Annotated in this window: 14 protein-coding genes; 9 read left to right on the forward strand and 5 right to left on the reverse strand. The window is 70.9% G+C overall.

Annotation, left to right across the window (positions count from 1 at the left end; translation table 11 throughout):
* Positions 1 to 20 precede the first annotated feature (20 nt).
* Positions 21 to 3,179: a LamG domain-containing protein gene (locus EDD34_RS11715; protein WP_123814728.1), complete on the reverse strand. Its 3,159-nt coding sequence runs from the start codon at positions 3,177 to 3,179 to the stop codon at positions 21 to 23.
* A 281-nt stretch (positions 3,180 to 3,460) separates the two neighbouring features.
* Between EDD34_RS11715 and EDD34_RS11720 the strand changes: the two genes are divergently transcribed.
* Together EDD34_RS11720 and EDD34_RS11725 are read left to right on the forward strand one after the other, a co-directional pair.
* A complete protein-coding gene (locus EDD34_RS11720) occupies positions 3,461 to 4,222 on the forward strand; it encodes a GTP pyrophosphokinase (protein WP_123814729.1) in 762 nt (253 codons plus the stop codon).
* A 15-nt stretch (positions 4,223 to 4,237) separates the two neighbouring features.
* Positions 4,238 to 5,248 (forward strand): NAD(P)-dependent alcohol dehydrogenase, encoded by a 1,011-nt coding sequence (locus tag EDD34_RS11725; protein WP_123814730.1) that lies wholly within the window; start codon positions 4,238 to 4,240, stop codon positions 5,246 to 5,248.
* Here the strand turns inward: EDD34_RS11725 and EDD34_RS11730 are convergent.
* Positions 5,214 to 5,447: a helix-turn-helix domain-containing protein gene (locus tag EDD34_RS11730; RefSeq protein WP_123814731.1), complete on the reverse strand. Its 234-nt coding sequence runs from the start codon at positions 5,445 to 5,447 to the stop codon at positions 5,214 to 5,216. The two genes, EDD34_RS11725 and EDD34_RS11730, sit on opposite strands and share 35 nt — an antisense overlap.
* A 97-nt stretch (positions 5,448 to 5,544) precedes the next feature.
* Here EDD34_RS11730 and EDD34_RS11735 point away from each other — a divergent pair, with 97 nt between their 5' ends.
* The 6 genes from EDD34_RS11735 (at position 5,545) to EDD34_RS11755 (ending at position 10,038) form a co-directional block, all read left to right on the forward strand.
* Positions 5,545 to 6,063, forward strand: a complete 519-nt coding sequence (locus EDD34_RS11735; RefSeq protein WP_123814732.1) for a gamma carbonic anhydrase family protein — start codon at positions 5,545 to 5,547, stop codon at positions 6,061 to 6,063.
* A 41-nt stretch (positions 6,064 to 6,104) separates the two neighbouring features.
* On the forward strand, positions 6,105 to 6,791 hold the full coding sequence (locus EDD34_RS11740; RefSeq protein ID WP_123814733.1) for a DsbA family oxidoreductase: 687 nt from the start codon (positions 6,105 to 6,107) through the stop codon (positions 6,789 to 6,791).
* Positions 6,784 to 6,954, forward strand: coding sequence for a hypothetical protein (locus EDD34_RS20650; protein WP_170177057.1), 171 nt, complete (start codon positions 6,784 to 6,786; stop codon positions 6,952 to 6,954). Before EDD34_RS11740 ends, EDD34_RS20650 begins: the two co-directional genes overlap by 8 nt.
* A gap of 69 nt (positions 6,955 to 7,023) precedes the next feature.
* Positions 7,024 to 7,635 carry a YbaK/EbsC family protein gene (locus tag EDD34_RS11745; protein WP_123814734.1) on the forward strand — a complete coding sequence of 204 codons (612 nt, stop codon included), beginning with the start codon at positions 7,024 to 7,026 and terminating at the stop codon, positions 7,633 to 7,635.
* Between the two features lie 58 nt (positions 7,636 to 7,693).
* Entirely contained in the window at positions 7,694 to 8,449 is a 756-nt protein-coding gene (gene fabG / locus EDD34_RS11750) for a 3-oxoacyl-ACP reductase FabG (protein WP_123814735.1), read from the forward strand.
* A gap of 155 nt (positions 8,450 to 8,604) precedes the next feature.
* Positions 8,605 to 10,038 (forward strand): HNH endonuclease, encoded by a 1,434-nt coding sequence (locus EDD34_RS11755; protein WP_123814736.1) that lies wholly within the window; start codon positions 8,605 to 8,607, stop codon positions 10,036 to 10,038.
* A 28-nt stretch (positions 10,039 to 10,066) separates the two neighbouring features.
* On the opposite strand, the gene EDD34_RS11760 is transcribed toward EDD34_RS11755, so the two are convergent.
* Positions 10,067 to 10,639 carry a methylated-DNA--[protein]-cysteine S-methyltransferase gene (locus EDD34_RS11760; RefSeq protein ID WP_123816493.1) on the reverse strand — a complete coding sequence of 191 codons (573 nt, stop codon included), beginning with the start codon at positions 10,637 to 10,639 and terminating at the stop codon, positions 10,067 to 10,069.
* 113 nt (positions 10,640 to 10,752) lie between these two features.
* Between EDD34_RS11760 and EDD34_RS11765 the strand changes: the two genes are divergently transcribed.
* Positions 10,753 to 11,073, forward strand: a complete 321-nt coding sequence (locus EDD34_RS11765) for a TFIIB-type zinc ribbon-containing protein (RefSeq protein WP_123814737.1) — start codon at positions 10,753 to 10,755, stop codon at positions 11,071 to 11,073.
* A 24-nt stretch (positions 11,074 to 11,097) separates the two neighbouring features.
* On the opposite strand, the gene EDD34_RS11770 is transcribed toward EDD34_RS11765, so the two are convergent.
* Both EDD34_RS11770 and EDD34_RS11775 read right to left on the reverse strand, forming a co-directional pair.
* The gene (locus tag EDD34_RS11770; protein ID WP_211341570.1) at positions 11,098 to 11,538 is read right to left on the reverse strand and encodes a GNAT family N-acetyltransferase; all 441 of its coding nucleotides are present in this window, start codon (positions 11,536 to 11,538) and stop codon (positions 11,098 to 11,100) included.
* 20 nt (positions 11,539 to 11,558) lie between these two features.
* Positions 11,559 to 12,830: an arginine deiminase gene (locus EDD34_RS11775; RefSeq protein ID WP_123814738.1), complete on the reverse strand. Its 1,272-nt coding sequence runs from the start codon at positions 12,828 to 12,830 to the stop codon at positions 11,559 to 11,561.
* Positions 12,831 to 12,871: the final 41 nt, after the last annotated feature.

Genomic DNA, 12,871 nt, shown 5'->3' on the forward strand with positions numbered 1-12,871 from the left:
GGCACTGCCACCGAGCCGGATCACTGCTCCGGGTCCTTGATCGTCGGGTCAAGTGCCACGTCCCCGTCGTCGACACCGTCCGGCCCGGCTTCGAACGCCTGGGCCTCCGCGCCTTGACACAGCCGGCGGATCTTGGCCTCGGCCACGACCTGCCCGTCGAACACGCGCACGTTGTCCACCAGGCCGGGCCAGTAGTACACCGGTGTGGACTGCCACTTGGCCCTGCCCACGAGGAAACGGCCGGTGGCTGCCCAAGAGCTACGGGTGTTCGCGGAAACGCTCGTCACCGGCTCGCCTGGCTTGGGATCCTCGGAAGTGCCGACCTCGCACGCCCAGAGCCTGACGTAGCCCGGCTGTCCGGGCTGCCCGTCGTACTCGCCCACCAGATGCACCCACTGGCCAGGTACGGCGGGGAACGACGAGAGCGCCCTACGGATGTACACGTTTGTGTCTCGGTCCGGGCCGTACATGCTGAAGGCCCAGCAGCCCTGTGACGGGTCTTCTGTGGCACACGACGGCCGGTATCCCAGCATGAAGGCCGAGATGTGTTCCCCGTCCTGGGAGAGGGCGGTGTACGGCTGCGACAGGTCCGCGTTCTCGTCCAGGTACACATGCGCGGACACCACGAATGCCTCATCGGTGTTGACCACCGGGCCTTGCGTTGCGGCGCGGGAGTTGACGCCGTCCAGCAACAGCGCGTTGTCTCCGTCCCGGGAACCGAAGAGCTCGTGAGGGCCGGTTGTCCACGTCGTCGCCCCGTAGAAGTCCAACGGTGCAGGCACCAGCGAGCCGGCGGAGTCGGCTGCCATGCTGCCGGCTCCCTCGTCCATCTGCCACACACCGGTCGCCTGCGGGTAGGCCACGTCGATGTGCCACACTCGCCGACCGTCCGAGGGGTTACCTGCCTTGTCGCGCGACCGCACGTACAACGTCGTCGGCCCCGGCTTCGAGGGTGTGAAGGAGATCGTCGCGTACCCGCCCGACCCGACGCTGATCTTCTTGCCCATGGTGTCGGTGCCGAAGGAGTACTCGAACCGCGACACGTCACCGGAGCCGTTGCGTCCCAGTTTGAACTTGCCGGACACACCGATCCCGCCGGTCTCCACGTCTTGGTGGTACTCGGCCGGCTGCCCCGCCACGACCTCGATCGTCGGCCTGTTGGGCGCGACGATGTCGGGAATGAAGTGACACCACTCGGACCACGAGCCCTGCTTCCCTGAGGAGTCCTGCGCCGCCACCCGCCAGCGGTACTTCACGTTCGAAGAGAGCTCACCGGTCGGGAGCTGCAGGGTGTGCCGGCTCCCGCTGGTCTTGTAGGAGGAGTACTTGCCCCAAACCTTGGTGCCGTTCGAGACTCGGTACACCTGGAACCGCCCTCGCACCTGTGTCGCGTCCGGGTCCTTGATGTACGCCGACAGCTTCGGCCGCACGGTCGACAGGTACGGTGCATCCGCTGAGGACGCACACCACTTGTTCTCCGAGCCCTCGTAGGTGTGCAGGTACTTGGGCGTGTTCGGCGGGCGGTTGTACGTCACCGAAAGCGTCGCGCCGTGGTCGTAGTTGCTTCCGTAGCGGGAACCGGCGTATCGCTTCCAGCCCTGCATCGAGGACTCATCGGCCTTCAGGCCGAGCGTCAGGTAGCTCCACCCGGACGATGCGACGGTCTTCGCGGACGAGGTCACCTCGTACCCGATGCGCACCTTGCGTCCGGTGCAGCCGTCACGATGGATCGTGCCCTGGGACGCCACCCGTGTCCCCCACGATCCCATCGTGTTCCACGTCGTCGACGAGGAGACCTTGTTCGCGCCGATCCGGTACACAGCGGTCGCTGTCCGCGTGCACGTCGCGGCGTGCACGCCCGAGACCGAGAACTCGGCGCCGGTGATGTCCGACGACTTCAGCTTGCCGACGTTCGCCACGTTGAATTCGTAGAGCACCCGGTGGTTCGACAGGAGCCCGCAGTCGTTCCCGTATCCCGAGGTCGGATCGCAGAGGCCCACCCCGTGGTCGCCCGCCTCACGATCCTGGAACTTGTATCCCGAGTTCGAGTCGGGCCATCGGGATTTCACGCCGGCCCACTCGTTCAGGGAGACACCGGACACCGAAGGGTCAATCGACAGCGGGAAGTCCACTCCCTCTCCGGCGAGCATTCCCGCGTCCGGGACGATCGTCACCGACGCGGCCGAGTCACCCCGCCGTTCCAGGACCGCCGGGAGCTCAGCCATCCCGTTCCCCACCATCGGTCCACGAACGGACTCGTGCCGGGAGCCATCGTTCGCGTTGTCCGCCGAGCTCAGCGTCCGCGCCCCAGTGGCAGGGACATCGGTCTCGGGCTCACCCCACATCAGCGGAACCGGCGAGGTGAAGACCTCCTCGTCGTTCTCGTCGACGGCAACGAAGCCGTGGCCTGCTTCCCGCAGCGTCAGGCCTGCCGACACCTGGACATCGAAGGTGAGTTCGGCCAGCGCCGGGTTCTGCGCCGCCTGCTCGTCAGCCACCCGGATCACGTCGTCGAAACCCGTGCCCTGCGCATCGGCAGCTACCACGAGGTCCAGCCCGTCGTCGTCCAGGATTCCTGGGTAGGTCACCTGGTCGCCGTCGACTACCGGCGCGGTGAGCGCGAACGGGACATCGAACTCGAGCCAGTGCTCCCCCGATTCGACCCGCGCCAGCGGCTCGTCGTCGCTCGCCGCGAACGACACGTCGTAGACGGAGGCTGCCACGTCCAGACGGCCGTCGCCGTCCGCATCGACGGTTTCGATCGTCCGGTCCACAGGCGTCCAGGTCCCGCCGTCGGACTTGGCACGCACAGGGGCCGACGACGACTCCCACCGCACCGCGACACCGTCCGGCTGGGCCCACTCGGCCGACCAGGCGTCGTAGGAGTCCTCAGCAGCCACCTCGTGCCCGCACCGGACGGCCATCTCGAACGCCGCCGCCATTGTGGGCTCGACTGTCGTACAGGGCTCCTCGGCCACGCCACCGGCGTCCGCCGCCAGCACCTGCCCCAGCGAGCGGCCGGTCAACGGCTCCACCGCAGCCGCCCCACCCGCTACCAACACCAGCGCCAGCAATCCGGCCACCGCCGCGCCACCACGCGTCCGCAACCTGCCCGACACACGCGCCCAGTCCGACCGCACCCGCACGGCCACACCGCCCGCCAGCGATCCAGATGACACAGAGCTCTCCCACGTCCATCGAACAGTGATCCGCGGCCACCCACCCGACTGGCAGACAAACCAGCACGGAACCTAACAGCTCGGGAGAGTTACCCATGACCAAAACAGGCAAAAGAGCCGCGATTTCACCCACTGGCGTTCAAGACCGTGACCTGCTCGCACCGATATCGGGGTCATCGCTCCAGACAGTCGTCGCGCGGAGACGGCGCGACGCCACCCCGCCCCCGAAGACGTCACCGATTCTCACCACCCCGCCACACCGTTCTGCCTAGGATCGGCTCATGGACAAGGTGGACCCGAGCGAGCTGCGGGCTGTGATGCACGAGGTCCGGCGGATGGCGCTGACCTACAAGTTCGGCATCGACGAGGTGATGACGAAGATCTCGATCCTGCGGGACGAACTGCGCCACATGCAGCAGTACAACCCGGTCGAGCACGTCGGCTCCCGGCTCAAGTCCCTCGACTCGATCGTCGCCAAGTGCCGCCGCAAGGGCATCCCCTTCACGCCCGAAGGCATCCGCAAGCACATGTTCGACATCGCGGGCATCCGCGTCACCTGCAGCTTCGTCTCGGACATCTACCACGTGCGTGACATGCTCACCAAGCAGGCGGACATCACCGTCCTGGAGGAACGCGACTACATCGCCACGCCCAAGCAGAACGGTTACCGGTCCCTCCACCTCATCGTCCAGGTGCCCGTCTTCCTGTCCGACCGGGTGGAGGACGTCATCGTCGAGGTGCAGCTACGCACCATCGCCATGGACTTCTGGGCGTCCCTCGAGCACAAGATCTACTACAAGTACGACCGCGAGGTCCCGCGGCACCTCATCGACTCGCTCAAGCTCGCCGCCGACGTCGCCCAGTCTCTCGACACCTCCATGGAACGCATCCACGACGAGGTCAAGGAACTGTCCGGCGGCACCGAACCCGCGGCCCGCCCGGACACCCTGCTCAGCCCCGAGGAGATCCTGCAGGAGTTCTGGACCGGCAGGTCCGACGACGCCCGGTTCGACGACCACGGCCGCACCACCCGCGGCTCCTGACCGGAGGAGTCTCCCGTGCGCGCGGTCATCCAGGACAGATACGGCACCGCCGACGTCGTCCGCCTGGGCGACCTCCCCCGGCCGGAACCCGCCGCCGGAGAAGTCGTGGTGCGTGTTCACGCCGCCTCACTCAACGGCTCGGACCGGGAGAACCTCACCGGCAGCCCCTTCTACGCCCGCCTGGCCGGCCTGCGGCGCCCACGGCGACCCGTCCCCGGCTCCGACATGGCCGGCGTCGTCACCGCCGTCGGCCAGGATGTCACCGACCTCACCGTGGGGGACGAGGTCTACGGCGAACTCTCCGGCTACCGCGGCGCTCTCGCCGAGTACGTCGCGACCCCGCCGACACTCCTGGCGCACAAGCCCGCCGGGTTGTCGTTCACCGAGGCCGCCGCCATCCCGCAGGCAGGCTGCATCGCCTGGCGCGCCGTGCACGGAAAGGTCCGGCCCGGGGACACGGTCCTCGTCAACGGGGCGGGTGGGGCCGGCGGGGCGTTCGTCGTCGGCCTGGCCAGACACGCCGGAGCCGAGGTGACCGCCGTCGACCGCACCGACAAGGCCGACCACCTGCGTCGTCTCGGCGCCGACCACACGATCGGCTTCGAGACCGAGGACTGGGCCCGCCACCGCGAGCGCTACGACCTGATCGTCGACCTCGTCGCCCGCCGCTCCCCCTACCGGGTGCACCGCGCACTGCGACCCGGCGGCACCTACCTCCTGGTGGGCGGCCGCACCCGCACCCTGCTCGCCACGCTCGCGGCCGGCCCGGCGATCCGGTGGCTCACGGGAAAACGGGTACGCGTCCTGGCGGTCCCGCAGAGCCGCGACGACCTGATCGCCGTGACACACCTGGTCACCACCGGCGCCGTCGTGCCCGCCATCGACCGCGTGTATCCGCTCGGCGAGGCGCCGGCGGCGTACGAACGCCTCGCGGCCGGCGCGAACCGGGGCAAGATCGTGGTGGAGGTCGCCGCGGGGCACACCGGCCGTCCTACTCGACCTCCCCGCGCTGGATCCGCTCCCTGACCTGCGCGTACTGAGCGGCGATGTACTCCTCGAAGCGGGACCGCTCGATCCGCCAGACCTTCTTCGGTCCCACCTGGATGCCGGGCAGTTCCCCGCTGCGCAGCAGGCCGTAGACGATCGCGCTGGAGACGTCGAGCGTCTTGCAGACGTCGGTCAGGGTCATGAAGCGGGATTGGTCGGGCTTGTACTGACTTTCCATGGCGTACAGTCTCCCGGTTCCGGCGGCGTGCGGCACGGGCGACGCGCCCGAAGTCACTGGTCGGGCACGGATCCTCGGACCAACTAGGGTGCCGTGCATGGCGACAGTTCTCCCCTTCGACGGTCACGAGCCGCAGATCGACCCCACCGCGTGGATCGCGCCCACGGCCACCATCGTCGGGCGCGTGACGATCGGCCCGCGCGCGAGCGTCTTCTACGGCGCGGTGCTGCGCGGCGACATGGACGAGATCACGCTCGGCGAGGGCAGCAACATCCAGGACAACTGCGTGGTGCACACGGACACGGGCGTCCCGGCGCACATCGGGGCCGGGGTCGGCGTCGGGCACTCTGCGATCGTCCACGGCGCCACCGTCGAGGACGGCTGCCTCATCGGCATGGGCGCCACGCTCCTGAACAACAGCGTGATCCGCGCCGGCGCGTTCGTCGCGGCCGGCGCGCTGGTGCGCGAGGGCCAGGAGATCCCGGCCGGACACCTGGCCGCGGGGCTGCCGGCGAAGGTGCGCGGCGAGCTGGACGACGCCGGCCGCGAGCGCGTGCGGGAGAACGCCCTGGAGTACCAGAAGCTCGCGGAGCTGCACCGCCGCTCCGTGGGGTGAGTGGTGGAATGCCCCGCGCGGGCGCCGCGTTGTCGCCTGGCGTGAGCGAACCCCTCAAGATCGACATCTGGTCCGACGTCGCGTGCCCCTGGTGCTACATCGGCAAGCGCCGGCTCGAGTCCGCGCTGGACCGCATCACGGAGCGCGACGGCGCCCGACCGGACGTGACCGTCGAGTACCACTCCTTCGAGCTGTCGCCGGACACGCCTGTCGACTTCGAGGGCACCGCGACCGAGTTCCTGGCCGGCCACAAGGGCATCCCCCTGGCCCAGGCCCAGCAGATGCAGGACCATGTCACCCGGCTCGCGGCCGCCGAGGGCGTCGAGTTCCGCACCGACCAGGTGCGGCACACCAAGACCCTCAAGGCCCACGAGCTGCTGCACCTGGCCAAGCAGCACGGCAAGCAGTACGAGATGAAGGAACGCCTGCTGGCGGCGTACTTCACGGAGGGCCGGCACGTCGGGCACGCCGCCGACCTCGCCGACCTGGCCGCCGAGGTGGGGCTGGACCGGGACGAGGTGCTCGCGGCCCTGGAGGCCGGCCGGTTCGCCGACGACGTCGCCGCCGACATCGCCCAGGCCCGTGCCTACGGCATCAACGGGGTCCCGTTCTTCGTGCTCGACGGCAGGTACGGGGTCTCGGGCGCCCAGGACCCGGCGGTGTTCGTCCAGGCGATCGACGAGGCGACCGCGGCCCCGGCTCGCGCCGGGGAGCACGCCGATGCCTGAGGCACCACGGTCCGCCGTCGAACGATCCGCCACGGCCGGCCCTGCCCAACCCGACGAAACCACCGGGCAGGCGGCGACCGCACCGGTTCTCACCATGCTGGCCGACGACGGCGCCGCGTGCGTCGACGGTGTGTGCGCGCTTCCGGACCCGGCCCGTCGCTGACGACGTCGGGCACGGCACCGCGTCCGGGCCTCGCTCTCCGCACCTGGCACGGGTGGCAGAGTAAGGCGCATGACCGCGCGACACCCGAACACCCAGCCCGCGAACCGTCCGTCCGCACTGCCCGCCCTCGGCGACCTGACGTGGTCCGGTGCGCTCGAGACGCCCGACCTGCTCGCCGAGCCCGTCCTGGCCGCGCTCCGGGCGTGGGCCGACGCCGAGCCGGACGTCGCGGCGTCCGTGGCCGTCACCGAGATCGACCCGGACCACGCCGACACCGAGACCCTCAACGAGCTCCACGGGCTGCCCCCGCAGGTGTCCGGCAACTGCGTGGTCGTGGCGGGCAGGCGGGGCGACGACGAGCGCGTCGCGGGCGTCGTCGTACCCGCCTCCACGTTCGCGGACGTGAACAAGCGCGTCCGCAAGCTCCTCGACGTGCGCAAGGCGTCGTTCATGCCGCAGGACCGGGCGGTGGCCGACTCGGGGATGGAGTACGGCGGGATCACGCCCGTCGGGCTGCCGGCGGGCTGGCGGGTGCTCGTGGACTCCCGGTTCGCCGAGCCGGGCACGCTCGCCCTCCTGGGTTCGGGTGTGCGGCGGTCCAAGCTGCTGATGCCGGGCCCGCTGCTGTGCGCGGCGCCGGGCGTGGAGGTGATCGAGGACCTGGGGGTCGCGCGCTCGTGAGCGTCCCGCCGTCGCCGGGCCGTCCGGCAGACTGGGCGCACACCGAGAAGAAAGGACGATGATGACCTCTCGTACCGCCGTCGTGACCGGAGCCGCCCGCGGCATCGGCGCCGCCACCGCGAAGCGCCTCGCCCGCGACGGCCACGCCGTCGCCGTGCTCGACCTCCTGGAGGACCAGGCCGAGGCGACCGCCGAGGAGATCGTGGCCGACGGCGGCCGCGCGATCGCCGTCGGCGTCGACGTGTCCGACGAGGACTCCGTGGCCGCCGCCGTCGAACGCGTCGCCCACGAGCTCGGGGTGCCCACGATCCTCGTGAACAACGCCGGGATCCTGCGGGACAACCTGATCTTCAAGATGACCGCCGACGACTGGGACGCGGTCATGGGAGTGCACCTGCGGGGCGCGTTCCTCGTGACGCGGGCCGTGCAGGCGCACATGGTCACCGCGGGGTACGGACGGATCGTGAACCTGTCGTCGACGTCGGCCCTGGGGAACCGCGGACAGGTGAACTACGCGGCGGCGAAGGCCGGCATGCAGGGCTTCACCAAGACCCTCGCGATCGAGCTGGGCAGATTCGGGATCACCGCCAACGCGGTGGCTCCGGGGACGATCCGGACGGCGATGACCGAGGCGACGGCCGAGCGCATGGGCATCACGTTCGACCAGCTCCTGGCGGGCGCCGCGGAGCGGATCCCGGTCGGCCGCGTCGGGGTGCCGGAGGACGTCGCGGCCGCCGTCGCGTTCTTCGCCTCCGAGGACGCGGGCTTCGTCTCGGGCCAGGTGCTGTACGTGGCGGGCGGGCCGCGGGACTGAGCCGGCCGGCGCCCCCGGCGGGCGGTGTTCCCGCTGGTGACGCGGATGATCGCGGTTATCCACAGATTTGATTTCCTGGTGGCGCCTGGGTGTTGGCCTGCATAGGATCGAACGTAGGCGAACAGGCAGGATCTCGATACCCAGGGGGTGCACCGATGGAGGCTGTGACGTGGCACGACGGCCGGTCGGCGCACCTCGACGTGGTGATGCCCGGGGCGCCCTGGACGGGGTCGGGTGCGCCGGCCGGTCAGGAACTGGATGACGGCGCGGTCGACCTGCTGGTGGCCCAGGCGCGTTCGAGCGAGCCGGGGCCGTGGCTGGCAGGCGTGCTGGAGGCGATGGCAGCCCCCGGTACCGGTATGCCCGCGACAGCGGGTGTTCTGGGCCGGCTGGATGCCGTCGAGCTGGCCGGGGTGGTCGCCGCGACGGAGCGGGTGACCGCGTGGGCGCAGGCGTTGCAGGCGCGTGCGGCCGCGGCGCTGGTCGCCGCCCAGGGCGGGGTGCTGGGGGTGGACCAGGCGGCCACGGTCGTCAAGGACCGCCTGCACGTCACGGCTCGCGAGGGCACCACCATCGTGAGTCGTGGCGACCGGTGTGCGCGCTTCCCGGACGTGCTGGAGGCGTTGGGCACGGGGCGGATCGACGCACGCAAGGCCGACACCCTGCTGGGGGCGGGCGCCGAGCTGACCGACGGCGAGCGCGCCGCGGCGATCGAGGTCCTGCTGCCCGAGGCGCCCACCCGCACCTGGAAGTGGCTGTCCGAGCAACTCAACGCCCTGGCCGCACGTCTGCACGGTACGGGCGAGGAACTCGTCCGCGCCGCCGATCAGCGCAACGTGTGGCTCGAGGCCGCCGGGCCGGGCATGGCCCTGCTGACCGCACTGCTACCGGCCAAGGACGGCGCGCGCGTGTTCAACGCCGTCCAGGCCGGGGCGAACCAGCTGATGAACGTGCCCGGCCAGACCCGCCGCCGCGGCCAGGCCCGCGCCGACGCGCTCACCTCCCTGGTCACCGGCCGCATGATCCCGCACACCGTCCCCGAGAGCCGTGAGGAGCCCGAGACCCGCGACGAGCCCGCCTGCCGCGACATCGCCGCCGAGGGCATCTGGCACCGCCTCGTCACCGATCCGGTCACCGGCATCCTGATCGACTACTCCACCACCAGCTACCAGCCACCGGCTCGCCTCAGGAAGGCCGTCCAGACCCGGGACGGCACCTGCGCCCACACGGGGTGCGACCGTCCCGCCGCCCGCTGCGACCTGGACCACATCGAGCCCTTCGACCACGACCACCCGGACCGGGCCGGCGAGCCGGGCCAGACCCGCGCGGCCAACCTGCACGCCCTGTGCCGCAAGCACCACAACGTGAAGACCCACGCCGGATGGCGTGTCACCCGCGACCCGGCCACCGGCACGGAAACCTGGGCCAGCCCTGCCGGCCACACCCAGACCTACCGGCCCGACCCCACGGACCCGGCCACCCGCTACACCCCGACCGCGGGCCTCACCCTCGCGCGCCCACCACGCGGGCAGGCCACCGGCGGCCCGCCACCCGACCACCCGCAGGACGACACCCCGCCCCCGTTCTGAGGCAGGCTGACCACCTGAAGCACATCGGCTAGAAGAGAGTGGGCTGCTCCATCAGGGCCCCCTCCTTGACCAGCATGCGGAGCTTGGTCCGAGCGCCTCCCGGTGCCGAGAACCCCCCGATCTTGCCCCCGGCGGCAAGCACCCGATGGCACGGCACGATCGGCGGGAACGGGTTGCGGCCCAGAGCCTGACCCACGGCCTGCGCCGAGCCGGGAGCTCCCAGCCGGGCAGCGACCTCGCCGTACGTGAGCGTCTCCCCCGGAGGGACGCTCCGGGCCACCTCGTAGACACGACGGTGGAACTCCGGGACGGCTGCCATGTCCAGCGTGATCTCCGCGACCGAGGCCGCGTCGTCCTCGCCGCCGTTGTCGAGCAGCCTGGTGACACGCTCGACCGCCTCCGCCACGTCCGCCGTCGGCTCCGACTCGACGGCGCCCGGGTGCCATCGCCTCACGGTACGCCGCACCTGCTCCGCCCCGGCCTGCGGCAGGGTGGAACGGACGACGGCGCCGCCGTCGGCCCGCCAGACGATCGCGCAGTCCCCGAGCTCGGTCGAGAACACGACGAACGCCTCGGGCCCCGCCGTGCCGTCCGCGCCCATGCCGTCCACGACCCCACAGTAGGCCGTGACACCGACATCGTCGGCCGCCGGAACTGCCGCCGTGCCGAGTTCGTTGAGCCGGACCAGAAGCCGGCAACCGAAGGAGCCCCACCATGCAGTGCCCGATCGATCAGTCGAGCCTCGTCATGTCGGAACGCAAGGGGGTCGAGATCGACTACTGCCCGCAGTGCCGCGGCGTCTGGCTCGACCGGGGCGAGCTCGACAAGATCATCGACCGTTCCATCGACGCCGAGATCGCCGCGGAGAACGCACGCCCCCAGATCACGCCGGCCGCCGCGCCGGCCGTGGCGGCTGCCCCGGCGGCCGTCCCGCAGCCGCAGTACCACGACGACCGGCGCCGCGAGCACTACGACCCCCGCTACACCAAGCGCAAGCGCAAGGAGTCCTTCCTCGGCGAGCTGTTCGACTTCTGAACGAGCCCGCCGGCCGCGGCGGGACTACAGATCGCGCGTGAAGTGGTACGACGAGATCCGGTACCGCTCGGAGAAGTACAGCCCGTGCGCCGCGGCGCGCTCGGGCTGTACACCCGAGTCGAGATGGACCTGGCCCACGCCCTCCGCCGCGGCGATTCCGTGGACCCGCTCCAGCAGCGCGGTGGCATGCCCCTTGCCGCGTTCGCCGGGCAGTGTCGACAGGTCGTCCACGTAGCAGAACCGGCCCCAGGCCAGGTTCGTGGCGAACCTGAAGCCCAGCACGGCGACGGCGCCCGCCTCGGTGCCGCGGCCGTCGTCGAAGGCGCCGAGCAGGCGGTATCCCTCGGGCCGCAGGACCTCGTCGACCCGCGTGGCGAAGGCCTCGGCGTCCGTCAGGTGGCCGCGCAGCGCCCGCATCGCACGAAACGCGAGGTGGGTGTCGGGGGGAAGGATCTCCTGGAGCACACGCGGATTATCGCACCGCGTCACTCCACCGCGTCCCGGATGATCGGACACGTCATGCAGTGCCCGCCGCCCCGCCCGCGGCCCAGCTCACCACCCGCGATCTCCAGCACCTCGATCCCGGCCTTGCGCAGCAGGTCGTTCGTGGTGGTGTTGCGGTCGTAGGTGAACACCACCCCGGGCTCGACGGCCACCGCGTTGTTCCCGCTGTCCCACTGCTGGCGCTCGGACTCGTAGCTGTCCCCGCCGGTCTCGATCACGCGGAGCCCGTCCAGCCCCATGGCGTCGGCGACCACGTCGAGGAACGACCGGCCGCCACCGCCGGACACCACCACGTCCCCGTCGTCCCCCGGGGTCAGCACGAACGGGTGCACGCCGTCCACGATCCGCGGGTACACGGTCACCGTGTCCACGTCCACGAACGTCATCACCGTGTCCAGGTGCATCGCCGCACGCAGCCGCGGCATTCCCGCCACGACCACCCGCTCGGCCGCCCCGCCCGCGAACAGCTGGGCCGCGACCTGGGTGATCGCCTGCCGAGAGGTGCGCTCCCCCATGCCCATCAGCACCGTGCCGTTGCCGACCGGCATGATGTCCCCGCCCTCGAACGTGGCCTGCCCGTGGTCCTCCTCCGGGTCGCCCCACCACACGCGCGACCCGACGAAGTCCGGGTGGAACTCGTACACCGCCTTCATCAGCAGCGTCTCGTCGCGCCGCGCCGGGTAGTAGAGGGGGTTCAGCGTGACGCCGCCGTACAGCCAGCACGTCGTGTCCCGCGTGAACAGCGTGTTCGGCAGCGGCGGCATGAGGAACTCCCGCTCGTCCGGGGAGAACGCCGCGAGCGCCCGGTGTCCCGGCGGCAGCTCCGGGACGTCCGCCACGGCGAGTCCGCCGATCAGGTACTCCGCGAGGACGTGCGGGGGCAGTGACTCGAGGTACTCGCGGGTGGCGTCGACGAGGCCGTCGCCCACGGTCTGGGGCACGATCTTGCGGTCCAGGAGCCAGTCGCGGGCGCCCGGTACGCGCAGGGTCTGCGCCAGGACGGCGTGCAGCTCGACGACGTCGACGCCGCGTGTCTTCAGTTCCTCGACGAACGCGGCGTGGTCGGCCTGTGCGCGCTCGACCCAGAGCACGTCGTCGAACAGCAGGCCGTCGGAGTTCGACGGCGTGAGCCGGCGGTGGGCCTGCCCCGGTGCGCAGACGAGTACCTTGCGGAGTTTCCCCACCTCGGAGTGCACGCCGTAGGCGGCGGAGGGGCGCGGGACGGGGTTCTGGGTCGCAGAAGCGGTCGTCATAACCGCCAACGGTACGTGAGGAGGCGACGCCGGGACCCTGG

Origin of the sequence: Myceligenerans xiligouense (assembly GCF_003814695.1) — a bacterium.
GTDB lineage: Bacteria > Actinomycetota > Actinomycetes > Actinomycetales > Cellulomonadaceae > Myceligenerans > Myceligenerans xiligouense.